Raw genomic sequence first — 21808 nt, 5'->3', positions numbered from 1 at the left:
CCCCCGGTTTGTTAGAACTGCAGGTCGATGTTATAGCGGTTGTCCTGCTGATGGTCGAGCACCATCGGCAGCCACTCGCGCGCCTGAATCTGGTCACTGAAGTCGTCGGTTATTTCCATCTGACCTTTGACAAATATGCCTCCGGCCAGCGGCAGGCGGGTTTCCGCCTCAATGTCGATGGGCCCCTCCAGGTCAAAGACGTCCGCGACAATGGCGTTCTGTTCCGGATCAAAGCGGGCTTCGGCGGCATAGCTACCCAGGGTCACCCACGCTCCTTCGGCCTGGACCCGAGCCCCGGTCCAACTGAGGTTGCCTTTGAGATTCTGCATCTGCCCGCCCGCCATGGCCAGGGACTGGATATTGGCGGAGAGTTGCCCATCCACCGGAAACGGCAGACCGGCCTGTACGAGATTGGCGGGCGCGTCGATACTGGTGTCGCTCACCCGAACCTTGCCGCCGAGTCCGGCACAGACCCGGCCTTCAATGTTTTGTGTCTCCAGGCTGGCATTAACGTCCGCACAGGGGGTCAGGGTCAACAACGACAGCGGGCTCAAGTCCCACTTCAGGGTGCCCAGAGAATAGTGCTGCCGGTCGATTTCAATACTGGCCATCCGAGCTTGACCTTCCCAGACGGTGCCTCGTACCCCGCTCAGGCCGAGGGTGTTGCCCTGGGTCATAAAGTGCGCCGCCCAGGTGGCGGGAATCCGGGCGATGGCGAAAATCAACGTCAACACCACGAGCACCAGAATCCAGCGCAGCGAGGGAATGAATTTGGAAAAGTTAGTCCACATAGTCAGGTCGTCGAGTTAATTCTTTTGCAGGCGAATGTTGACGGTTACCCGGCCCTGTTCACTGGCACCGGCCATGGAGAAATCCACCACGCTTACGTCGTGCTGGTATTCCATTTCATACAGCCACTGCATAAAACGGTCGTAAGGTACCTCGTCCAGACGGACCCGTACCTGGCCGCCGGTTCCCGGTTGAAAGCCACTCATGCTGAGGTTGTTCGCGCGCAGGCTGGAGTCCACCAGGGCGCTGATGTTGCTGTCGTCGCGGGTGGCCGATTGCGCCTGTTGTTCGGCCTGGCGCATTTGCGCCGCCAGCAGCTCGACGCGCCCAAGGCTCTGGCTCACGGCGTTATTGGAGCGCACCTGCTGCTCGCGCCACTCGGACACCGGCACCAGTACCGCTTTCCACAGGATATAAAGCACAACAGCAATACCGCCCACCAGCATGACCGTCTGTTCGCGCCGGTTGTAGCGGGAGAGCCAATCAAAAAAAGCCTTCATGAGCGACCTCCGCCGACTTTCAGCCGGGCGTTGTAAGCATCGCCCTGCGAACTGGAACTCAACAGTTGAGCCTCCAGCCCTTGCTCCTGCATCTGACTGCGCAGGGTTTCAATGGCGTTGAAGGTCTGGGCGCGGATGTTGAGGCTCAGTTCACCGCTGCGGGCGGAGTAGGAAACTGCACTCACTGTCACCCCATCAGTCCCCGCCAGCACCGGAAAGACATCCCCCAAAAACGGAGTCACCCGGCCGCCACTCGCGGTGGGTTGCAGCTCCGAGAGGCGCTGCTTGAGCTGGCGCTCGGCGTCCACCAGGTTGCCCTGACCGGCGACGCCCCGGTAAACCTGCTCGATGTTGCGGCGAAGCTCGATATTCTCCGCCTCCAGGGTTTTCACTTCGTACACGGTGGCGCCGATGTAGAGCACCAGGCAGGCGGCCGCCGCGGCCACCACCCCTTGCCAGTCCCGCCACCAACGCTCCACCGGCAGACGTTGGGAAAACTCGCCCTGGCACAGGTCGAGCAGCCCGGTTTGGTGCAGGTCCAATTGCCAGAGCTGCACCACCGCCTGCTCGTCGACCCGGTCTTTTAGCTCTTCCGGCAAGAGCGACTCCAAGGCCACCAGATCCGCATCGGTGGCAGCCCGCAGGGACAGGTGCGGCAGGTTGTCCACCCGATTCTGGGCGGTCAGCAACATCTGCAGGCTCATCCGGGCCTGCTCGCGCTCGACACTGAAACCGAGGTTGGGCGCGTAGCGAACCATCAGCACGTCACCCTCGAGCTGAAGTGTCCAGTAGGGGTAGGACTCCGCCGGCTGCGGTTCCTTGGGTAGTGGCAACGCCAGTGGCAGAGGCCAGGCATGCTGGATTTCGATGTGGTGTTCGGATAGACGGCCAAACAACTCGTGCAACCAGGCGCTTTCCATATAGGCGGTAATCACCCGACCGTCTTTCGGTTGACCGAGGGCAAAGTGGAACTGATCGATATCGCCGATGACGCTCTCTTCCAGTTGAAAGGGCAACAGCTTGCGCAGGTGCTTTTTCTCCGCCTCGGCGTATTCCAATTCGCGCGTGACCACCTGATTACCCGGCACCAACAGCCAGGCGCTGTGATGCCCCTCGCCCAGGGTATTCACCAGCGTTTCCAGGTCCCCGGAAGCCGAGCTGTCCAGCAGCGGCCGGGATTCGCTGTCGAGCCAGCACCAGCGGAACTGGTCCTGGGCCCGATTGACGTAAAGCACAAGTTGATTGGCCATAAACTGTGTATTCGCTTATTGCTGTGTCGTCGCTGATTGAGAGTTCGCCGGCATTGCCGTTTCCGGGAACCGGGTGATTTCGTAAATATCTTTGCGCTGTATCGATTCAACCGTGTCGTTCTGACGCTTCAAGATACTGCGCATCGCACGTCGTTGCTCATTGATGGTGGCTTCCGCCTCCAGCATGAAATAACTGGTGGTGACACCAAAATCCGACGTATTCGGGGTCACGCCCAGGCTCTGCCAGATCTGACTGCCCCGAAAGGTGTTCACGTCCTGATAGAAGCCCTGCTGCGCCTTATCCTGTAGCAGCATTTCCACCTGCATCGGATCCAGCGGCGTCAGGTCGTTCTCCCCATTGATGGTGCGCAACAATCGCATGGGCATGGTGTTCACATTCATCGGCACCGTCGCCTGCCCTTGGCCGGGCAGAACCACCAGGTAGGGCCGGATCAATTGCATCAAGTCCTCGCTCACGTGCCGTACCAACCGAAGTTCATCGACCGAGGAGAACGGTTGGTTCGCCGGCTGATACTCGGTTTCCAGGCCGATGTAATAGTCGGCTTCGGCCCCGGCGAAGCCGCTGGGGGTATTGTCTGTATCCATCCAATCGACGATCGCTTCCACCACGGCCGCGGCCTCCGCCGGGTTTAGAGGAATCTGGTCCTCAAAGGTCTGCAACAAACGGATAAACCGCCGCTGGGCCGCCGAATACCGGGTCGGGTCAGTGATGGCTTTGTCATCCGGCAGATCTTTTCCAAGGCTGTTCAGATCGATATAGCTCTGGGCATCGGTAATGGCCACGGTCACCCAAACGCCGTCGAGCTGAATATCCTGGGTCACACCCCATCCTTCTTCGTAATAATCCACCGCCGGGTCCGGGTCCATCTCTTCCGATAGCACAAACTCGGCAATGCTCTCCGCCGCCAGCAAGTGACTGCGCGCCTGCGCCCCGAGCCAGCGGCTTTCCGCTTTGGCCAGACCGAGCTGATAGTCGGCGGTAAACTTGACCGCCAGGCCCGCCACGACGCTGACAATCAGCAGCGCCATAATCAGTACGGCACCGGTTTCTCTGCCCGGGCCCACCGCCGCCCTAGGGATTGACGATTTCGAACAGGCGTTCACTGACTCCGACCCCCTCTACTTCAATCCGCAGCAGCACCGCATAGGGCAACGCCGCCGGATCACCGCCAACCTGATCCGGGTCCGGCCAGGCCTTGGACCAGTCGCGGGTATAGTCATCGCCCTGCAGAGCACCTTTACCAGAGCGGGCTACGTAGGCCTGAGACAAAAACCGCATCTCCAGGAGTTTCACGTCCTCCAGCAAACGCATCTTGACGGCCTCTTCCTCAAACTCGTACTCATCGTAGGGCTCATTTCGCTCCGGCCGGTAGAGGCGCCACAGGGTCCGGTCCTCATCAAGCCAGTACTGTACTTCCTGCAGGTCGCTGCGCAGGCGCTCCAATGGGTTGGCCCAGGAGTGTCGCGTAAACCGCAGGATGCGCTCCTCGTTCGCCAGCGCCCCTTCGGGATCCCCCTCAAAGGGGTTGCTCAGTCCCGTTGGCCCCATTTTGGGAACCACGATGTGCCGAAAGTCCTGCCCGATCAACTGCCAGGCCCGATCCAGGCTGTTGATCTGGTCCATGATCTGCCGACTGCGCTCGGCCCCGTTGCTGGCGGCGGTCAAACCCTGATAGGCCATCACCGCAATGGCACCGGCAATGGCCAGCGCCACCATCATTTCCAGCAGGGTAAAACCTTGCTGACGCACGCCGCTACGGGGTCGTTTCACGAAAGACTCCCGTCAGCCTGGCCATGACATTGTCTTCCTGGGCTGCAGGCGATACTGAAATTTCGATCTGCCGAAACTCGGGCATCTCGCCGAATTCCCCCAGCTTCATGGGCCCATTTTCCAACTGCCAGCGCCACTCCAGGCCCGCCTGAGTGACCGTGCCCTGTTGCTCGTCGGGCAGGCGATAATCCGTTCCGTACTTTTTAAGCAACCGTAGCCGGGTCAGTTCGTTTTCCGCGACCCAGTAGGCCATGGTTTTATCGCGAATGGACGCAGTGCCATCGAGCTGGGTCATGACCAACGTCAGAAACGCCGGCAGGGCAACGGCAACGATAATCAGGGCCACCATCACCTCGACCAATGTAAACCCTCGCTGACGCTTGGCTTTGGGGCTCATAAATCCTGCTCCCATTTCCGCCGTTCTTCGCGATTGAGCCAGGTCACATCCCCCAGGGGCGACACTTCGACCCGCTGGGCCTCACCGGCATCGACCCCATCGGGCAGTATGGCCATTTCGTAGGCCGTGGCTTCCCCGCTCGGGGCAAAAATCAGCACCGGCGAGGGTTCCTCATCCCGCGGGTCATATTCCCACTCTTCGCCTTCCACCCGGATTTCCAGTTGCATGCCCTCGGGAAGGCAATGCTCCTCGAGAGCATCACTGACGGGAGTCCATTCCTGATAGCGCTGTTGCCGCCACTCGTAACACCAGCGCTGGCGGGTGCTGTTTCCGGGCGTTCGCGGCGTCCAGAACAGGCCGATCAATTCGTAGTCGAGCACCGCCTGCTCCGAAACGAATCTGGCCTCCAACAGAAACTTTTCAATTTCTTCTTCGGCCCGGCTGGCGGCATCGTCACCGCCGATGGACAGGGTCGCCATGGAAATGGCGATGCCGATGATCATCATCACCACCAACAGCTCGACCAGGGTAAACCCCGACTGACGAGTCTGTTGCGCGGCGACGGTGTTCATCAGTTGCCTTGCGCGCTCTCGTCCCAGACGCTGATATCGGCATTCTGGTCTTCGCCCCCGCTGATGCCGTCGGCACCCAGGGTGTAAATGTCGTACTCGCGGGTCTCACCCGGGCTCAGATACTGATAGGGCGAGCCCCAGGGGTCCTGCGGCAGCTCATCCAGGTAGCCACTCTGTTTCCAATTGCGCGGCTCCGGGGCCATGGTCGGTTTGTTGACCAGTGCTTCCAGTCCCTGCTCCGTGGTCGGATAGGTGTAGTTATCAATCCGGTAAAGTTTCAGTGCGGTCTGAATGGCCTTGAAGTCCGCATGGACTTTTTGAATCCGCGCTTCATCGGCACGGTCGAGCACCGCAGGGGCGACGATACTGGCCAGCAGGCCGATGATGATGACCACCACCATGATTTCAATCAGACTGAAGCCGCCCTGGCCGCGTTGGATGTTCCGGTTCATAGCTGTTACTCCGCTCACTGTGTCGTTCTCGCGTTAGATTAGACTGTTCATTTCAAAAATTGGTTGCAGGATCGCCATCACGATCAGGCAGACCGCGCCACCCATAAATACCACGGTGAAGGGCTCCAGCAGGCCCATGGCCATGCCCAGCATCATTTCCAACTCCCGTTCCTGGTCCTGAGCGGCGTTTTCCAACTGTTCAGGCAGAGTGCCGTTGGTTTCACCACTGGCCACCAGTTGCACCAGCAGGGGTGGAAAAAAGCCGGAGTTCTCCATCGAGCGGTGCAGGCTGGTCCCTTCCTGAACGTCTTCGGCGACCCGCTCGCAGGCCTCCTGCATGATCTTGTTGGTCATCACCTGCCCGGCAATGCGCAGGGCCTGAAGCAAGGGCACACCGCTCGAAGACAACAGCGCCAGAGTCGCCGCAAACCGGGCCGAGTTGATCTGCAGAATCAGGTTGCCGATCACCGGCATTTTCAATTTGATCTGGTGCCACCGTCGCAGCCGGGATGGGTTACGCAGCAGCCGGTTAAACCCGTACACCAGGGCAACCAGTACCAGCAATGTGTAGTGCCCGTAGCTGGTGATAAAGTCACTGGCCGAGATCAGAAACTGGGTCAGTGCCGGTAGATCCCGCTCGCCCTGCTGAAACACGCTGACCAGTTTGGGCACCACAAACGCCATCAGGGCGATAATGACCGAGACGCTGATAAACAGCAGCACCAGCGGATAGATCATGGCCATTTTCAGGCGCTGCTGAATCTGCTGGTTGCTCTGGGTGTAATCCGCCAGGCGCTCCAGCACCGGCGCCAGAAAGCCCGAACTTTCCCCGGCCTTCACCATGGCCCGGTACATATTGTCGAAGGCGCCCGGAATTTCCCCGAGGGCCTGGGCCAGGCTGAAACCTTCGAGCACCTTGGTGCGCACCTGAAGCAGTATGCGCTTGTTGTTGGGCTTCTGCTGCTGCTTCGCGGTCGCCTGCAACGCCTCATCCAGGGGCAGCCCGGACTTGACCAGGGACGCCAGCTGCCGGGTAACCAGGCTCAGATCCCGGGCGTTCATCTTGGCGCGCCAGCGCTGGCGCATACCGCTGATGCCATCGCCACCCGCCGCCGCGGCTTTGCGCCCGCCGGATACGCTGCTGACCGAGAGCGGCTTCAGTTTTTTCGCGCGCAGTTGGCTGCGGACCTGGCGCTCGGAGTCTCCCTCGAGCATGCCTTTGACGGTCTTGCCGGCTTCGTTCAGCGCTTGATAACTGTAGGCACCCATGGTCTATTCGTCCTAACTCGCGGTGGTGACCCGGAGCACTTCTTCCAGGCTGGTTACGCCATCCAGTACACACTGGCGCCCGTCGTCGCTGATGGAGCGGCTGTGCTTGCGCGCCTCCGCCAGCAGGTCGTGCTCACCGGCCTGTTCGTGAATCAGATGGCGCATCCGCTCGTTGATTTCGATCAGCTCGTAAATCCCTTTCCGGCCCCGATAGCCCATGTTGTTGCACTGCTTACAGCCCACCGGCTTATAAATGGTGGCCCCTTCGGGCAGGTTCATCAGTTGCCGCTCGGCTTCATCGGCGGGATGGGGCTCACGACAGGCCGGGCACAACTTGCGCACCAGCCGCTGCGCCATGACGACCTCCAGGCTGGAGGCGAGCAGGAAGGGCTCAACCCCCATGTCTTTCAGACGCATCACGGCACCAATCGCCGTGTTGGTGTGCAGGGTCGACAGCACCAGGTGACCAGTCAGACTCGCCTGAATGGCGATTTCCGCGGTTTCCCCGTCCCGGATTTCCCCGACCATGACCACGTCCGGATCCTGACGCAGGATGGCACGCAGGCCGCGGGCAAACGTCATGTTGACCTTGGAGTTGACCTGGGTCTGGCCAATGCCGGGCAGCAGGTATTCCACTGGGTCTTCAATGGTCAGAATATTGCGACTGCGGGTGTTGATATGGCTCAAGCCGGCGTAAAGCGTTGTGGTTTTACCGGAACCGGTCGGCCCGGTGACCAGGATGATGCCGTGGGGCTTGAGCAGAGCGCCGGCAAGTTTGTCGCGCACACCGTCCGGCATCGCGAGCTGCTCCAGAGTGAGTTGTCCGGCGGCCTGATCGAGCAGGCGCAGCACAATGCGCTCGCCGTGAGCCGAGGGGATGGTCGACACCCGGATGTCCACCGCGTGACCGGCCAGACGGACGGTGATGCGACCATCCTGAGGCAGGCGCTTCTCGGCGATGTCCAACCGCGCCATCACCTTCAGGCGTGAAACCAGTACCGGTGCCAGTTCCGCCTTGGGCGAGAGGATTTCACTGAGGACGCCGTCGATCCTAAAGCGCACCGACACCCGGTCCTCGAAGGGTTCGAGGTGAATATCCGAGGCGCCTTCGCGCACCGCCTGAGACAGAATGGCGTTGATCAGTCGAATGATGGGGGCGTCGTCGTTGCCGGCCAACAGGTCGGTCCGGTCGGCCAGATCCTCGGCCATGGAGGACAGATCGTATTCCGCCCCCAAGTCTTCCGCCGCCTGTTGCGCCGCGCCGTCGCCACTTTGGTAGACCTGGGTCAGGCGACGTTGGAAGTCTTCATTGGGAATTTCTTTCAGCCGGAATTCGGCCCCGAGGTAACGCTGGAGCTCCAGCAACACATTCAGGTTCAAACCGGGACGATAGAGCAGTGTGGCCTCGTTTTCCTCCTCATCGAGCATGACGCCATGGTTGGAGGCGAACGCAAAGGGGAGCCGGGCGTGGGCGACATCATCGCCCGCGCTGGCGGCCTGCACTTCATCCTCGTCCTCTTCCGACGCGGGGACTTGCGGCTCTTCGTACTCCTCCAATATCGACTCGGCAGTCACGGCTTACTCCTCGGCCTCGGCGGCATTGTCCGGTTCGGTGCTGCCCTCTTCGCCCTCGCCACTGCGGGGGCTGAGCATGCGGATACGTTCGGCCTCGTCCACTTTCTCCTGCCATTCGGGCAGCACCGGAATCTGGTCGCGACCAAACAGCATTCCCCCTTCCCGTCGACGCTGCTCCTGCTGAGCGCGCAGCGCCTTGTATTTTTCGGCGGTGGCGCCGGTCAGCATCTTGTCGTCTTCAATAACGGTCGCGCGAATGAATATCAACAGATTGGTTTTGCTGACTTCATCGCTCTGGTTACGGAACAGCCGCCCCATCAGGGGAATGTCCCCCAGAAACGGAACTTTCTGGGTGGTGGTCTGGATTTCTTCCTCAATCAGGCCGCCCAGCACGACGGTTTCCCCATTGCCGGCCAGCACCTGGGTATCCAGTTTACGCTGATTCGTAATCGGGCCATCCTGGCTATTCAGAGCGGAAAGGCTGGATACCTCCTGACTGATATCCAACACCACGCTGTCGCCAGCGTTTACGTGCGGTGTTACTTCCAGCAGGATGCCCACGTCCCGGCGCTCGATGGTCCGGAAGGGATTCCCCGGGTTGGCGGTGTTACCGGTGGAAGCGTAGGAGCCAGTGGCAAACGGCACGTTTTGCCCAACGGAAATCGATGCCGTGTGGTTGTCCGTCGTAAGCAGGTTCGGCGTCGAGAGAATGTTGGTGGAGCTCTGCTCCTGCAGCATGTTCAGAATGCCGAGGAAGTCGGTGCGCTCACCCAACCGCCCGATGCCGAAGGTTTGCCCGGCGGCTCCGGACAAGGTCTCGGCCAGACTGACCAGACCTTCGTCCGTATCGGACAAGGCACCAGCGCCCAATGCGCCAAGCTGGCCGTCTCCCGTGGTAGAGCTTCCAAACCCGGCCTCATCGTCCCGATACATCCACTGAACGCCCAGTTCACGACCATCGGTGTCTTCCACCTCAACGATAATGGCTTCCACCAGGACTTGTGCGCGACGAATATCGAGCCTGTCGATCACCGCGAGGAGCGATTCCATGGTGTCACTGTCCGCGGTCATCAGAATGGAGTTGGTGTCTTCATCCGCCTGAACGTTCACTTCCCGACGCTGATTCTGGTTTTCCTCAGTGCGGGCCATATTCTGCAGCACGCCGTTCAGCACTGTGGCGACATTCTCCGCCTTGGCGTATTTCAGGTAAACCACACGCACATTGCTGTCTTTCGTGCGCGGTCGGTCAAGCTGCTCAATCAGCTGCCGGATGCGCTGGCGCTGCAGGTCATCCCCATGAATCAACACCGAGTTGGTACGTTTGTCCGGGACCACAGTCAGCTCCGACTGACCACCGTCGGCGGCACCGGGCTTTTCAATTTGCGTCACATAGCGAGCGACGTCTTCGGCCATGGCAAATTCCAGCTCCACCACCTCGGTTTTCAATATGGACGACTGATCGATCTGGGCGATGATTTCCTTCAGCCGCATGATATTCGAACGGGTATCGGTGACGATGATCGCGTTGCTCGGGTCGTAGGCGGACAGGTGGCCGTGCTGGGGCACCAGGGGACGAAGCGTGGGCAGTACTTTCGAAGCACTGATGTTTTCCAGCTTCAGTACCTGGGTGATGTAGGTGTCGTCCCCGACGGGCTGCTGCCCCATGGTCGTCGGTACCGGCAGGGAGCGGGCATCCCGGTTGGGGACAATACGCACCACATCGCCATTTTCAACAGCGGTGAAGCCCTGCACATCCATCATGGAAAGGAAAAGCTGATAGAGCTCTTCTTTGTTGACCGGTTCCTGGGAGATGACGCGGACCTGCCCCCGTACCTTGGGGTCGACCACAATGGTCTTGCCGGTGGCATCGGCGACAAACTTGATCACCTCCTGGATATCGGTGTCCTTGAAATTCACCGTCCAGGTCTGTTGCCCCCAGGCAGACAGGCTGACACACAACAGAGCCGTCGCTATGGTTCCCGCCAGACGTTGCACACACACTTTCACTGGTTTTCCTCGCTATTATTCGAGCTCGATATCGATGGTCAATTCTTCGCCGCCCCGCTCAATCAGTAGGCTTGCGGAGCTGGCATCGCCCATCTCGCGATAAATTTCCATGACTTTCTGGGGGCTGCTCAACGCCACCCCGTTAACCGCTTTGACCACGTCATTGGCTTCAAGGCCGAGGGAGTCAAACAGAGCCCGGTCGCGACCGGGGCGAATTTTGTAACCGACGATCTGGCCGTTTTCCCGGTGAATGCTCATGGACACCACATCAGACAGGGAGCGGCTACCCATGCGCTCGGCGACGTCGTCGGCCGCCTCGTTCAGTACCTCTTCCCGAGGGCTGGGCTCCGACGCATCGGGCTCCTGCACCGGAGTATCATTGACCGTTTCGTCATCGCCCTCCCAACTTCGGCTGGGGGTATCCGGCACAGGGCCGCTTGCCGCCAAGTCAGAGGCCCAGTCATCATCGGAGTACAGCCAGAGCGACTCGTAGCGGCCGGCGTTGTTGAGGATGACCCGCAACGGCAGCACTTTCTCCAGCGTCACACTGCCTCTGACCGGCAGCTTGTCACCGGGGGCGTAAATATCCTGTTTGGAACCATCGGCAATAATCGCCCGGGCGGCCTTCTCGTCGTTGCTGCCCATGACCCCGCGTAACACCAGTTTGAGGTCGGTATCCACCGCCTGGTCTTCAATGCTGGGGCCGCTGGGGACTTCGGTCTCAGCCAATGCCTCGGGGGCGTCGCCCTCAGCCGCTTCCCCGAAAATTGTCAGGCCCGAGAGCGCCGCAATGTCGACCTCGCGCGCGCCACCGCCGGCCCGCTCGGTGCTCAGCGCATTGGGGGCGATTCGGGCATCGGGAATCTTGGGAGCTGGCGCTACTACCCAGACCAACTGGGCCAGGGTGTGGCTCAACCAAAGGACAATAAGAAGTTTGGCGCAAAACCGCCAGAAGCCCGCCGGAATACGGCCCAGCCACACGCTGCCCTGCCGCATCCAATGGGCCAGCCGCTCACTGCGCCAGTCCGCCGCCATACCGGAGGAGGACTGGTTTTGTTGTATTCCCGTATTCGACAAAATTGACTACTCCACGCACGCTGGAACGCGTTCCCCACAGGCACCTTGCAGGCGGCACTACCGTGGTCTTATTCTTATTCAGCCAGCTGATTGTACCTCAGCCTGACCAGACAATTAAAAATACGCCAAGGATGCACAGGCTTTTAACCGATGAGTATGACAGTCTGATGCCAAGGTAAATTCCACCGGCCGCGCAAACGCTTGGCGAGCATACCGTCTCTGCCGGGCAATTGAAACCGAGTATGGGTGAGAATCGCGACAGAAGTCACGTTTGGCGCGGCCCTCAGAGCCGCCGGGCAATCAATCTTGCGCCAAACGCCGGTAAAGCAGATCCCAGACTCCGTGCCCCAGCCTCGCCCCTCGCTGCTCAAACTTGGTAATCGGGCGATAGTCGGGCCGTTCAGCATAGGCTCCGGGGGCGACGGCGTTCTCCCAGCCCGGAGCGGCTTCCATGACCTCCCGCATCGTTTCCGCGTAGTTTTGCCAGTCAGTGGCCAAGTGAAAAACGCCGTCGGCTGTCAGCTTGCCACGGACCTTCTGCACGAAAGCGGGCTGCACGATCCGACGCTTGTGGTGCTTTTTTTTGTGCCAGGGGTCGGGAAAGTACAGCTGGAAGCGGTCCACACTGGCCTGGGGGATGCAGTCATCGAGCACATCAATGGCATCGGCCATGTACACTTTCAGGTTGGTGAGCTCTGCCTCTCCCGCCCCCTTTATCAAGCGCCCCACACCGGGTGGATGCACCTCAATACCAATAAAGTTCTTCTCCGGCTCCTGCCGGGCCATGGTCAGAAGGGAATCTCCCATACCGAAGCCAATCTCCAGCACCAGCGGCGCCTGCCGCCCAAAGGTCTGCTCAAGGTCAAGAAGCCCATCGTGCAGGCTCAAACCGTATTCGGGCCACCACTGATCGAACGCCGCACGCTGGCCCTCGGTGATTCGGCCGGCCCGAATCACATAGCTGCGAATCGCTTTGGGCTTGTATTCGGGCCTGATGGACAGTTGCGCGTCTTGCTCACTCATGGGTTCTGGGCTACATCTTTGAGTTGAAATCATTTTATTAGAGAAGGGGAGGGGCGCAGGCGCACTACCCCTTAAAGGCGCGGGCAGCCACAACAACCAGAGCCGCCCACCCCACCATAAACAACAGACCGCCGAGGGGCGTGACCGGCCCCAACCAGCGCGGGCCGCCGAGCGCTAGGCCATAAAGACTACCGGAGAACAGCACAATACCCGCCACAAAGGCCCAGCCAGCGACTTGCAGAGACAGGGTCGGGCCCAGCCAGCGCATCAGCGCCAGCACCCCCAGCAGCGCCAGGGCGTGGTACATCTGGTACTGGACTCCGGTTTCAAACGCCGACAATGCGGACTCACTCAGGCGGGATTTGAGACCGTGGGCGGCAAAGGCGCCCAACATCACGGCAGAGAGGCCACTCAGGGCCGCAAGCATCAAAAACAGAGGGGCCAACATGGCATTGTCTCTCGGAGGTCAGTCATCGGTTGCGCGGTGACACAAAAAAGCCGCGCTCGGCGCGGCTTTCGCGTTCAACGAACCAGTGCCCGTATCAGGCCGCCAGTATCGCCGTTTTCACTTTCTTCATGGCGTTTTTCTCAAGCTGGCGAATACGTTCGGCGGAAACGCCGTATTCGTCGGCCAGCTCGTGCAGTGTCGCCTTGCTTTCGCTCAACCAGCGGCGCTGCAGAATCGCGCGGCTGCGCTCATCCAATGTTTCCAACGCGCGCTCAAGGTTATTGACGCTACTCTCTTCCCAATTGGCATCTTCCAACTGGGTGGCCGGGTCGTACCGCTTGTCTTCCAGGTAGTGCACCGGGGCCACGTAGTGGCTATCGTCGTCATCTTCCTCGCCCGCATCAAAGGCGGCGTCATAAGAGGACAGACGACCTTCCATCTCGCGTACGTGTTTGACATCTACGCCGAGATCTTCAGCGACCGCGTGGGCTTCGTCGTTGTTGAGCCAGGCCAGACGCTTCTTGGCACCGCGCAGATTGAAGAACAGTTTGCGCTGGGCCTTGGTGGTGGCCACTTTCACAATGCGCCAGTTGCGCAGGATGAACTCATGAATCTCGGCCTTGATCCAATGCACCGCAAAGGAGACCAGACGCACACCCTTCTCGGGATTGAAACGTTTGACCGCTTTCATCAGGCCGACATTGCCTTCCTGGATCAGATCGCCCAAAGGCAGACCATAGCCGTTATAGGAGCGAGCGATGTGAACCACAAAGCGCAGGTGCGACATCACGAGGTGTCGGGCCGCTTCCAGGTTGCCGTTGTAGTACAGATCCTCCGCCAGGCGATTTTCCTCTTCTGCGGACAGAACCGGGAAACCACCGACAACCTGAACGTAGCCATTGAGATTCGAGCCGGGGGACAAGACCCCAGCTGGCATTAGGCCAGTGTTCATTCACTTACCTCCTAGGTATTTGACTAGCGAGTGTAGCACTACGGCGTTAGACTGCCAAGCCCCGGAAAGTTCCGCCCAAAACCACAAAAGCCTTTTAAATCATAAGGTTAGAGACGGCGCAAAGAACCAGCGCCCACCATGATGAAATATACGTCAGCGAGGTTCGATCTGGATCAGGTGCCGCGCCACCGCCAGCCAGGCCCCCAGAAGACCGAGCACGCCGGAAAGGAGCACCAACTGCAGGCTTTCCGTCAGGTCCAGACCCCGGAGCCGAAAATCGCTCTGGTAGAGATCCGCCAATCGCGCCACCGGGCCGGAGAGCCACCAGAGCCCGGCGCCGAGCAGCACCAAGGCCAGGATCCCACCGCCCAGGCCGTACCAGAGCCCGGTATAAAGAAAGGGACGCCTGACGAAGGCATCGGTTCCGCCCACCAGCTTGACCACCAGAATCTCGTCCCGTCGGTTTTCGATCGCCAGGCGAATGGTATTTCCCACCGCCAGCAGCACGCCCAGCGCGAGCAGGGTCGCCAGGGCCAGCACGACGCGCTGGCCGAGGGCCATCATTTCCTGCAGCCGTCGTACCCAGGCCATATCCAGACGAACTTCTGCCACCAGGGGTTCGGCGGCGATGGTCTCGCGTAGCTCACCCAGGGCATCGGGATTGTTGGTGGCGGGGCGAATCAGCAGGACATCGGGCAGGGGGTTTTCCTCCAACCCCTGCAGCACGCGGCCCAAGCCGGAGTAAGCTTTGAACTCTTCCAGGGCGTCGTTCGGAGGCACATGAGACACCTGATCGATGCGGGCATCCTCGTTCAGCGAGGCCAGCAGGGCGTCAATGGCTTCCGGGCGAACGTCCTCTATCAGAAACACCGACATCTGGCCTGAGTCCTGCCAGCTGTAGCCAAGGTTCTGAATATTGTTCAGCACCAGGTACAGGGCGGCGGGCAGAGCTACCGCCACAGCGACCACCAACCAGGTCAGCAGGCTCTGCAGGGGCGTGCGAAACAGGCGCTGCAGACTCTCCACCGCCGTGGTGCTGTGGTGGGCCTGCCAGGAATCGAGCCGGTCCGCCAGCCGGGTGCGGCTCTGGCTGGCGCCTTTGGGGCGTGGCTTGGGTGGGGGTTTGGGCGCGGTTCTGGGCAACGGACGACGCGGGCTCATGCCAGCACTCCGTCATGCACAATCTGGCCACCGGAGAGCCCGAGCACGCGCTTGTTCATCCGCTTGAGCAGTGACAGATCGTGACTGGCGATCATAACCGTCACACCCACATCGTTGAACTGTTCAAACAGGTTCATGATATCGGCGGACAACTCCGGATCCAGGTTACCGGTGGGTTCATCCGCCAGCAATAAAGGCGGCTTGTTGACCACGGCGCGGGCAATACCCACCCGCTGCTGCTCGCCGCCGGAGAGCATAATGGGGTTGTGACGTTCTTTATCGAGCAGCCCCACCTTATCCAGCGCGGCGCGGACCCGGCGCCCCACTTCCCCGGCCTGATAGCCGGCGATCTGCAAGGGCAGGGCAACGTTCTCGAACACGCTCCGGTCGAACAGCAGTTGGTGGTTCTGGAACACCACCCCGACTTTACGGCGGAAATAGGGAATATGGCGGCGGGAGAGACGGTTGAGGTTGCGATCGTCGATCAGCACCTGGCCTTGGGTCGGCCGCTCCATCAGCATGATCAGCTTCATGAGGGTGCTTTTGCCGGCGCCGGAATGACCGGTCAGGAACAGCATTTCCCCGCTGGCAACGTCGAAGCTGACCCGGGAGAGCGCGTCCTGCCCGCTGCCGTAACGTTTGCTGACGTTGTCGAAGCGAATCACGCCCGGCTCCTCCTATTCAAGAGTCAATAGAGTCACGGCGTTCGCCGAACAGGGCGTCGACGAAGGGCTCGGCGGCAAACGGCTGGAGATCATCCACCCCTTCACCCACACCGATAAACCGCACCGGCAGACCAAACTCCTTACTCAACGCGAAAATCACACCGCCCTTGGCGGTGCCGTCGAGCTTGGTAAGCGCGAGGCCGGTCACCCCGGCGGACTGAATAAACTCTTTTGCCTGGCTGACGGCGTTCTGCCCCGTGCCCGCATCCAGCACCAGCAGGATTTCGTGGGGGGCCGACTCATCGATTTTGCCCATGACACGCTTGACCTTGGCCAGCTCGTCCATCAAATGGCTTTTGTTGTGGAGCCGGCCAGCCGTATCGGCAATCAGCACATCCGTGCCGCGGGCCTTGGCGGCCTGAAGCGCGTCGAAGACCACGGAGGCGCTATCCGCCCCGGTATGCTGGGCGATCACCGGCACCTGGTTGCGCTCACCCCACACCTGTAGCTGCTCCACGGCGGCGGCCCGAAAGGTGTCACCCGCGGCCAACATGACACTCTTGTCCGCCTTCTGCCAGTGCTTGGCGAGCTTGCCGATGGTGGTGGTTTTACCCACGCCATTCACCCCGACCACCAGGACGACGTAGGGCTGTTTGGAGGCATCGATTTCCAGAGGCGCCTCGACCGGCCTGAGCAGGTCCGAGAGCTGCTCTCGCAGTGCCCTGTAGAGCGATTCGGCATCGTTGAGCTGCTTGCGCGCCACGCGCTGGGTGAGGTTATCAATGATGTCGGTGGTGGCCTCGTAGCCCACATCGGCGATCAACAGCTGGGATTCAATTTCCTCAAGCAGCTCATCATCAATGGCCTTGCTGCCCAGGATCAGATTGCCCATGCCTTCGGCAAAGTGGTTACTGGTGCGGCTCAACCCCTGCTTGATGCGGGCAAAAAATCCCTTTTTTGGCGCCGTCTCGGCCACCGGCTCTGGAGGGGCAGCGGGCTCGGCAGGCTCCGATGAACGCTCAGTGACTTGGGTTTCCGGCGCTTCCTGCGGGGAAGCGGACTCTTCGGCCTTTTTCTTGCGCTTGAAAAACTTCATGGACGAATGGCTCTACCTTTATGGTACGGGCGGAAAGGCGCTATCCTACCACTTCTGTCCCGCTGAAAGAGAGGCCCCCTTGAAAGCCGCCAAGCGAAGCGTAAAAAATTCCGCTCCATCCGACACCCGTCCTCTGCGCATTATCGGGGGGCGGTGGCGAGGCCGAAAACTGAGCTTTCCGGCGGTGGAGGGACTGCGCCCCACCGGGGATCGCATTCGCGAGACGCTGTTCAACTGGCTCGCGCCTTACCTGCCTGACTCCCGCTGCCTGGACCTGTTCGCCGGTTCGGGCGCACTCGGGCTGGAAGCCTTGTCGCGCGGCGCCGCCGAGGTTGTGTTGCTGGAGCGGGACCCGGGCGCCGCTCGCGGCTTGAAACAGAATCTGGCGACACTGGACAGTGCCGACGGTCGCGTCACCGAAGGCGACAGCCTGAAATGGCTGGCAAACGAACCCGCCACGGCGTTCGATATGGTATTTATTGATCCGCCATTTCAACAACAGCTCTGGCAAGCGAGCATTGACCAATTGGCGGCCGGTGACTGGCTGGCGAACGAGGCAGCGGTCTACATCGAATCCGAACCAAATACCTCATTTAAGGTGCCCGCGCATTGGCATTTGCACCGGGACAAGACCAGCGGCCAGGTGCGCTATCGTCTATATTTTCTGGAGCGGTAACCCCCTTCAGCCGGGGCGCGACTGGCGCCCGACGGGCAAATTCATTACCATCGCGCCAGCCCGGAAGCACGACACCAACCCCAGACTGAGAGACAACGCCATGCGCACAGTGGTTTACCCCGGCACTTTCGACCCGATTACCAATGGCCACATCGACTTGGTGGAACGCGCCTGCCGCCTGTTTGATCGGGTCATCATTGGCGTGGCGGACAGTGCTCGAAAGAAGCCCCTGTTCAGCCTGGAGGAGCGAGTCTCCCTGGTGCGCGACAACCTCACCCATTTGAACAATGTGGACGTCTGCGGCTTCGACATCCTGCTGGTGGACTTCGTCAAGCAGAAGAAAGCCCAGGCCGTCCTGCGGGGCCTGCGGGCGGTGTCTGACTTTGAGTACGAATTCCAGCTGGCCAATATGAACCGCGCACTGGAGCCGAGCATGGAAAGCCTGTTTCTGACCCCGGCCGAGCACTTGTCGTTTATCTCGTCTTCCATTGTGCGGGAAATCGCCAGCCTCGAAGGCGATGTCAGCAAGTTCGTGACGCCCTCGGTGGAAGCGGCCCTGGCACACAAGTTTGGGCTCAAACCTCACCACTGAGGAATGAGCACCCCTTCCGTTTTTCAAAGCCGTTACGCGGTCATCGCCACCGCCATTTTCTGCTGCTTCTTGTGGGGCAGCGCCTACCCGGCCATCAAGATCGGCTACGGCTGGCTGGACATGGCCGCCGATGACACCGCCTCCCAGATGCTGTTCGCCGGCGTCCGGTTCTTTGGTTCCGGCGTTATTTTGCTGCTGCTTGCCACGCTCATGGGCAAACCCGTCTGGCGCTTTTCATCCCGCCAATGGGGGCAACTGGCGCTGCTGGGGCTGATGCAGACCACACTGCAATACGTCTTCTTTTACATCGGCCTGGCCCACACGACCGGGGTGAAGGCCGCCATCATGGTCTCCACCGGCACCTTTTTCAGTGTGCTGCTGTCGCACTTCATTTACCGTAACGACAAACTCAGCACCGGGCGCAGCCTGGGCTGCCTGATCGGGTTTGCCGGCGTGGTGTTGATCAACCTGGGGGAGCGCGCTCTGGATCTGGACTTTTCCCTGCTAGGGGAGGGGTTTATTACCATTGCCGCGCTGGTGCTGGCCGTGGCGCTGATTTACGGCAAGCGGCTGTCACAGACGCTGGACCCGATGGTCATGACCGCGCAGCAGTTGAGCATCGGTGGTCTGGTGTTGATCGGCATCGGCCTGGGCGGCGGCGGAGCGGTCACCGGGCTGGCTCTGGCCAGTGGCTCGCTATTGATTTACCTGATGATGCTCTCCGCCGCCGCTTTCGCGCTGTGGAGCTTTCTGCTCAAGCACAACCCGGTCGGGCAGGTGGTGCCGTTTCAGTTTCTGATTCCCATTTTCGGCGCCGGCCTTTCGGCCCTGTTTTTGGGTGAGACGATTCTCGAGTGGAAAAATCTCGCGGCGCTGATTTCAGTCTGTACCGGCATCTGGTTAGTAACCCGGCCGGCCAACCAGTCACTATAGCGAGCAACAACCGCTAATAACTGTATTGCAAATCAAAATAAACGCGCACGTCATCTTCGATTTCCTGGCCCTCTTCCAACGCGGTATTACGTGCGCTTAACGGCTGGGCCACGGAGACGGAGCCCCTTATCGCTCTTCCCACGTTGATCCGAAAGCCCAACCCGACATCACTGTATTCGCCCTCGCTTTCGTCGTCGTCCTCCAGAACACTGTAAGCTAAGCCATATCCATAGTCGGCGAACAGCATGGGTTGCACCATATCTTTCAAAGGCCCCACGCCCGGGAAAATCCAGTCGATACCGGTATGAACACCATCATCGGCAAAAAAAGCATTCAGGGCGTAGCCGCGCGCCTTACGCGGGCCGGACAGGGAGAACTGGTTCACGGATGAGAGCGCCGTGCCCGAGTATTGCAGCGAGGTCCGGCTGATAACCCGAGTATTGATTTCGGTGAAGGGAAGCCGCCAGAACGCAAGTAAGGTGTAATCCAGGTTGAGCAATTCCGGCGCCTGGTCCAACTCCGCCTCCTGCTGCGTGGCCTCGACCAGACGGCTGGCGGTGGCACTGATGCCACCCTGGTGCAGCAGGCGACGTTTTTCATCCAGCCGTTCAAATCGATATTCAACCGTAACATTCTCAACCACAGAGTCGTCACCAGAGCTTTGGCCATCAAAAGTGATTTCTGACTCGATTTGGGCCCAATTCAGGTGGAGTGAGCGGTTGCGCAACCGCGTTCGTAACAGATGGTAGTCAAAGCCTGCATCGAGGACCGTTGATTTGCCTTCAATCGTCAAAGAATTGATGTCATCCGAGCCAGACCCAACTAAAAAGTCGTTGTTGGACGCCCCCATGGAGAACTTCAACCGCGGGAAATAGGCAGGCACCCGATAGCGAACCATGCCATAAAGGGAGTTGTCCGGGTCATAGGAATTCAACACCCCGACTTGCAGCTGATCGCCCATGCCCGTCGGATTGTGCCAATACACATCTCCGTAAAGTCGATATTCGCCCGAGTTCTCCGAGCCATGGTTATCGATCCGAAGGTTGGCATCAAGCCGGCGCTCATCGGTGACATTTACAATCATGCGCGAATCACCGACCTGAAGACCGGGCTCGAAAAAACCGCGCGCGCGCAGCCCGGGCAGGTCATTGACAAAAAATAGCCGCTCTTCGATTAACCCTGCCTTCACCGGTTTGTCCAGAATGCCATCGAACAACCGCTCAATGGTCCGGTCGCGGTAGCGCTGGTTGTTTTCAACACGCACTTCCCCGAGATCACCCATGAGCACGGTCAAATTGACCACGCCGTCGCGTACACGCTGCTTCGGAATGTACGCCTTGGCCAGAATAAAACCGCGTTCGCGATAATACTGCGTGATGGTGTCGGCGACGGTCTCAATCATGCCCAGGGTGACGCCGCGCTCGCGCCTCTGCTCACGCACATGAAACACGACCCGCTGGACTTCCAGTGGCCCGACGTGGCGCTCTTTGGTTTCCTCCTCGATTTCCGCAATCAAGTCAGACAAGGAAGCCAACTCTTCCAGCGTGTAACCGGACTCAAGCATCTCGTCCTCGGCCATCATGTCAAAGCGAATGGCTTCAACCTTCTTCATCACCGCTTCACGGGTAATGCCAAGTTCCGGGTATTCCACCAGACCCTGTACTCGAAACTCGCGCACGTTCAGACGCGGCCCCGCTTGCGGGTCCGGGCTTCGGTCCCGCACACCGGGCACATCCATATCCAGCAAAAGGCTCTCTTCCTCATAGCTCGGCACCTCGGTGGTGTCCGGCATTTCCAAGAAGCTGCCTCCCACTGCAGTGCCACTGACAAAGGCCAACATCAAACCACAAAACCAAAATTTTCCGGGTACTGCGTTCATACTCTTTCCGTCTTTTCCTGTTCTCGATTCCCTGCCCCGCTCAGTAGTCTGCGGAGTAGCGCTCATCGTCGTCTTCCTCGTCGCCGTAGCGTTGGTCCGGCGGCATCAGAATGGAGACCTCATCGTAGCTGTAGTTACGCACCTCGGTGAAGATCGCCGGGTCAATCTCTTCCAGGCCTTCCACTTCCACCAGTTGGTCGCCGGCGGTGCTCAAGTCCTGGCTAAACCGAGCGACTGACTCGTCCTCTACTTCCGCCGGAGCGGTATCAAAGGCCCAGCTCGGCCTAAAGCTGCGCTGGCCCCGCATGAACAGGTAATCTTTAAAGTACATGACAAGCGGCCGACTCGCGGAGCCGATGTCGCCATCCACAAAGAAGATGCCCCGCTTGCCCACCAGATCGGGACGGACCGAGCTCCGAGAGCCGAGAGCAATGAGGTTGCCATCCTCTAACTCCATGCGCAGCGTGCCTTGCTCGTAGTTGGCGTTCCCCGTGCCGCCGGCTTGAAGCGCATCCGTGGCCTCCAGATCAAACACTGGCCCATTACGGTTATCCAACACCACGGTTCCCAGGTTTTCGAAGTCTATATTGCCATTATTGGCCAGGCGCTCCACTCTCAGCTCACCGGTATTACCCATCGAGATGGCGCCCCCCCGGTTGGTAGCGTGAAGCTCACGGGTTTCGGTCAACAGGCGTTGCCGGGT

General features: G+C 59.9%; 23 protein-coding genes. 3 read left to right on the top strand and 20 right to left on the bottom strand.

Annotation, left to right across the window (positions count from 1 at the left end; translation table 11 throughout):
• Nucleotides 1-11 precede the first annotated feature (11 nt).
• The 18 genes from G547_RS22735 to ftsY all read right to left on the bottom strand — a co-directional run bounded on the left by G547_RS22735 (nucleotide 12) and on the right by ftsY (nucleotide 17025).
• Entirely contained in the window at nucleotides 12-791 is a 780-nt protein-coding gene (locus G547_RS22735) for a type II secretion system protein N (RefSeq protein WP_051235357.1), read from the bottom strand.
• A gap of 15 nt (nucleotides 792-806) precedes the next feature.
• Nucleotides 807-1289, bottom strand: a complete 483-nt coding sequence (gene gspM, locus G547_RS0112010; RefSeq protein WP_027330068.1) for a type II secretion system protein GspM — start codon at nucleotides 1287-1289, stop codon at nucleotides 807-809.
• Complete coding sequence (gene gspL, locus G547_RS0112005; protein ID WP_027330067.1) at nucleotides 1286-2539, bottom strand: type II secretion system protein GspL; 1254 nt, start codon at nucleotides 2537-2539, stop codon at nucleotides 1286-1288. The genes gspM and gspL overlap by 4 nt, the downstream gene beginning before the upstream one ends.
• A 15-nt stretch (nucleotides 2540-2554) precedes the next feature.
• Nucleotides 2555-3625 (bottom strand): type II secretion system minor pseudopilin GspK, encoded by a 1071-nt coding sequence (gene gspK, locus G547_RS21235; protein ID WP_051235354.1) that lies wholly within the window; start codon nucleotides 3623-3625, stop codon nucleotides 2555-2557.
• A 7-nt stretch (nucleotides 3626-3632) separates the two neighbouring features.
• Entirely contained in the window at nucleotides 3633-4331 is a 699-nt protein-coding gene (gene gspJ, locus G547_RS0111995; protein WP_027330066.1) for a type II secretion system minor pseudopilin GspJ, read from the bottom strand.
• Nucleotides 4315-4728, bottom strand: coding sequence for a type II secretion system minor pseudopilin GspI (gspI, locus tag G547_RS21230; protein ID WP_051235352.1), 414 nt, complete (start codon nucleotides 4726-4728; stop codon nucleotides 4315-4317). The genes gspJ and gspI overlap by 17 nt, the downstream gene beginning before the upstream one ends.
• A complete protein-coding gene (locus G547_RS0111985; protein ID WP_036188350.1) occupies nucleotides 4725-5300 on the bottom strand; it encodes a prepilin-type N-terminal cleavage/methylation domain-containing protein in 576 nt (191 codons plus the stop codon). Before G547_RS0111985 ends, gspI begins: the two co-directional genes overlap by 4 nt.
• Nucleotides 5300-5752, bottom strand: coding sequence for a type II secretion system major pseudopilin GspG (gene gspG / locus G547_RS0111980; RefSeq protein ID WP_036188346.1), 453 nt, complete (start codon nucleotides 5750-5752; stop codon nucleotides 5300-5302). The genes G547_RS0111985 and gspG overlap by 1 nt, the downstream gene beginning before the upstream one ends.
• Nucleotides 5753-5785: 33 nt before the next feature.
• Complete coding sequence (gene gspF, locus G547_RS0111975; protein WP_027330063.1) at nucleotides 5786-7021, bottom strand: type II secretion system inner membrane protein GspF; 1236 nt, start codon at nucleotides 7019-7021, stop codon at nucleotides 5786-5788.
• 12 nt (nucleotides 7022-7033) lie between these two features.
• Complete coding sequence (gene gspE, locus G547_RS0111970) at nucleotides 7034-8596, bottom strand: type II secretion system ATPase GspE (protein WP_027330062.1); 1563 nt, start codon at nucleotides 8594-8596, stop codon at nucleotides 7034-7036.
• A gap of 3 nt (nucleotides 8597-8599) precedes the next feature.
• Entirely contained in the window at nucleotides 8600-10603 is a 2004-nt protein-coding gene (gspD, locus tag G547_RS21225; RefSeq protein ID WP_051235350.1) for a type II secretion system secretin GspD, read from the bottom strand.
• Between the two features lie 15 nt (nucleotides 10604-10618).
• Nucleotides 10619-11680 carry a type II secretion system protein GspC gene (gene gspC, locus G547_RS21220; protein WP_157209858.1) on the bottom strand — a complete coding sequence of 354 codons (1062 nt, stop codon included), beginning with the start codon at nucleotides 11678-11680 and terminating at the stop codon, nucleotides 10619-10621.
• A 300-nt stretch (nucleotides 11681-11980) separates the two neighbouring features.
• Nucleotides 11981-12676: a tRNA (guanosine(46)-N7)-methyltransferase TrmB gene (trmB, locus tag G547_RS0111955; protein WP_027330061.1), complete on the bottom strand. Its 696-nt coding sequence runs from the start codon at nucleotides 12674-12676 to the stop codon at nucleotides 11981-11983.
• A gap of 91 nt (nucleotides 12677-12767) precedes the next feature.
• Nucleotides 12768-13151, bottom strand: a complete 384-nt coding sequence (locus G547_RS0111950; protein ID WP_342664692.1) for a DUF423 domain-containing protein — start codon at nucleotides 13149-13151, stop codon at nucleotides 12768-12770.
• 94 nt (nucleotides 13152-13245) lie between these two features.
• Entirely contained in the window at nucleotides 13246-14103 is an 858-nt protein-coding gene (gene rpoH / locus G547_RS0111945; RefSeq protein WP_027330059.1) for an RNA polymerase sigma factor RpoH, read from the bottom strand.
• 153 nt (nucleotides 14104-14256) lie between these two features.
• Nucleotides 14257-15264 carry a permease-like cell division protein FtsX gene (gene ftsX, locus G547_RS0111940; protein ID WP_027330058.1) on the bottom strand — a complete coding sequence of 336 codons (1008 nt, stop codon included), beginning with the start codon at nucleotides 15262-15264 and terminating at the stop codon, nucleotides 14257-14259.
• Nucleotides 15261-15929 carry a cell division ATP-binding protein FtsE gene (ftsE, locus tag G547_RS0111935; protein ID WP_027330057.1) on the bottom strand — a complete coding sequence of 223 codons (669 nt, stop codon included), beginning with the start codon at nucleotides 15927-15929 and terminating at the stop codon, nucleotides 15261-15263. Before ftsE ends, ftsX begins: the two co-directional genes overlap by 4 nt.
• Before the next feature lie 16 nt (nucleotides 15930-15945).
• Nucleotides 15946-17025, bottom strand: a complete 1080-nt coding sequence (ftsY, locus tag G547_RS0111930) for a signal recognition particle-docking protein FtsY (RefSeq protein WP_027330056.1) — start codon at nucleotides 17023-17025, stop codon at nucleotides 15946-15948.
• 79 nt (nucleotides 17026-17104) lie between these two features.
• On the opposite strand from ftsY, the gene rsmD reads away from it, so the two are divergent.
• From rsmD to G547_RS0111915, 3 genes are all read left to right on the top strand, one after another.
• Complete coding sequence (gene rsmD, locus G547_RS0111925; RefSeq protein ID WP_027330055.1) at nucleotides 17105-17701, top strand: 16S rRNA (guanine(966)-N(2))-methyltransferase RsmD; 597 nt, start codon at nucleotides 17105-17107, stop codon at nucleotides 17699-17701.
• A 100-nt stretch (nucleotides 17702-17801) separates the two neighbouring features.
• A complete protein-coding gene (gene coaD / locus G547_RS0111920) occupies nucleotides 17802-18293 on the top strand; it encodes a pantetheine-phosphate adenylyltransferase (RefSeq protein WP_027330054.1) in 492 nt (163 codons plus the stop codon).
• A gap of 3 nt (nucleotides 18294-18296) precedes the next feature.
• On the top strand, nucleotides 18297-19226 hold the full coding sequence (locus G547_RS0111915) for a DMT family transporter (RefSeq protein WP_027330053.1): 930 nt from the start codon (nucleotides 18297-18299) through the stop codon (nucleotides 19224-19226).
• Nucleotides 19227-19239: 13 nt separating this feature from the next.
• On the opposite strand, the gene G547_RS21215 is transcribed toward G547_RS0111915, so the two are convergent.
• Nucleotides 19240-21105, bottom strand: a complete 1866-nt coding sequence (locus G547_RS21215; RefSeq protein ID WP_051235346.1) for a ShlB/FhaC/HecB family hemolysin secretion/activation protein — start codon at nucleotides 21103-21105, stop codon at nucleotides 19240-19242.
• Nucleotides 21106-21145: 40 nt separating this feature from the next.
• Nucleotides 21146-21808 (bottom strand): hypothetical protein (locus G547_RS23600; RefSeq protein WP_036188342.1); only part of this gene is annotated, 663 nt, incomplete at its 5' end.

The sequence above is a fragment of the Marinimicrobium agarilyticum DSM 16975 genome (genome assembly GCF_000423345.1).
In the GTDB taxonomy this organism is placed as follows: Bacteria; Pseudomonadota; Gammaproteobacteria; order Pseudomonadales; family Cellvibrionaceae; genus Marinimicrobium; species Marinimicrobium agarilyticum.
The sequence above is the reverse complement of the archived record's forward strand: the minus strand, read 5'-3'. Positions and strand labels throughout refer to the sequence as shown.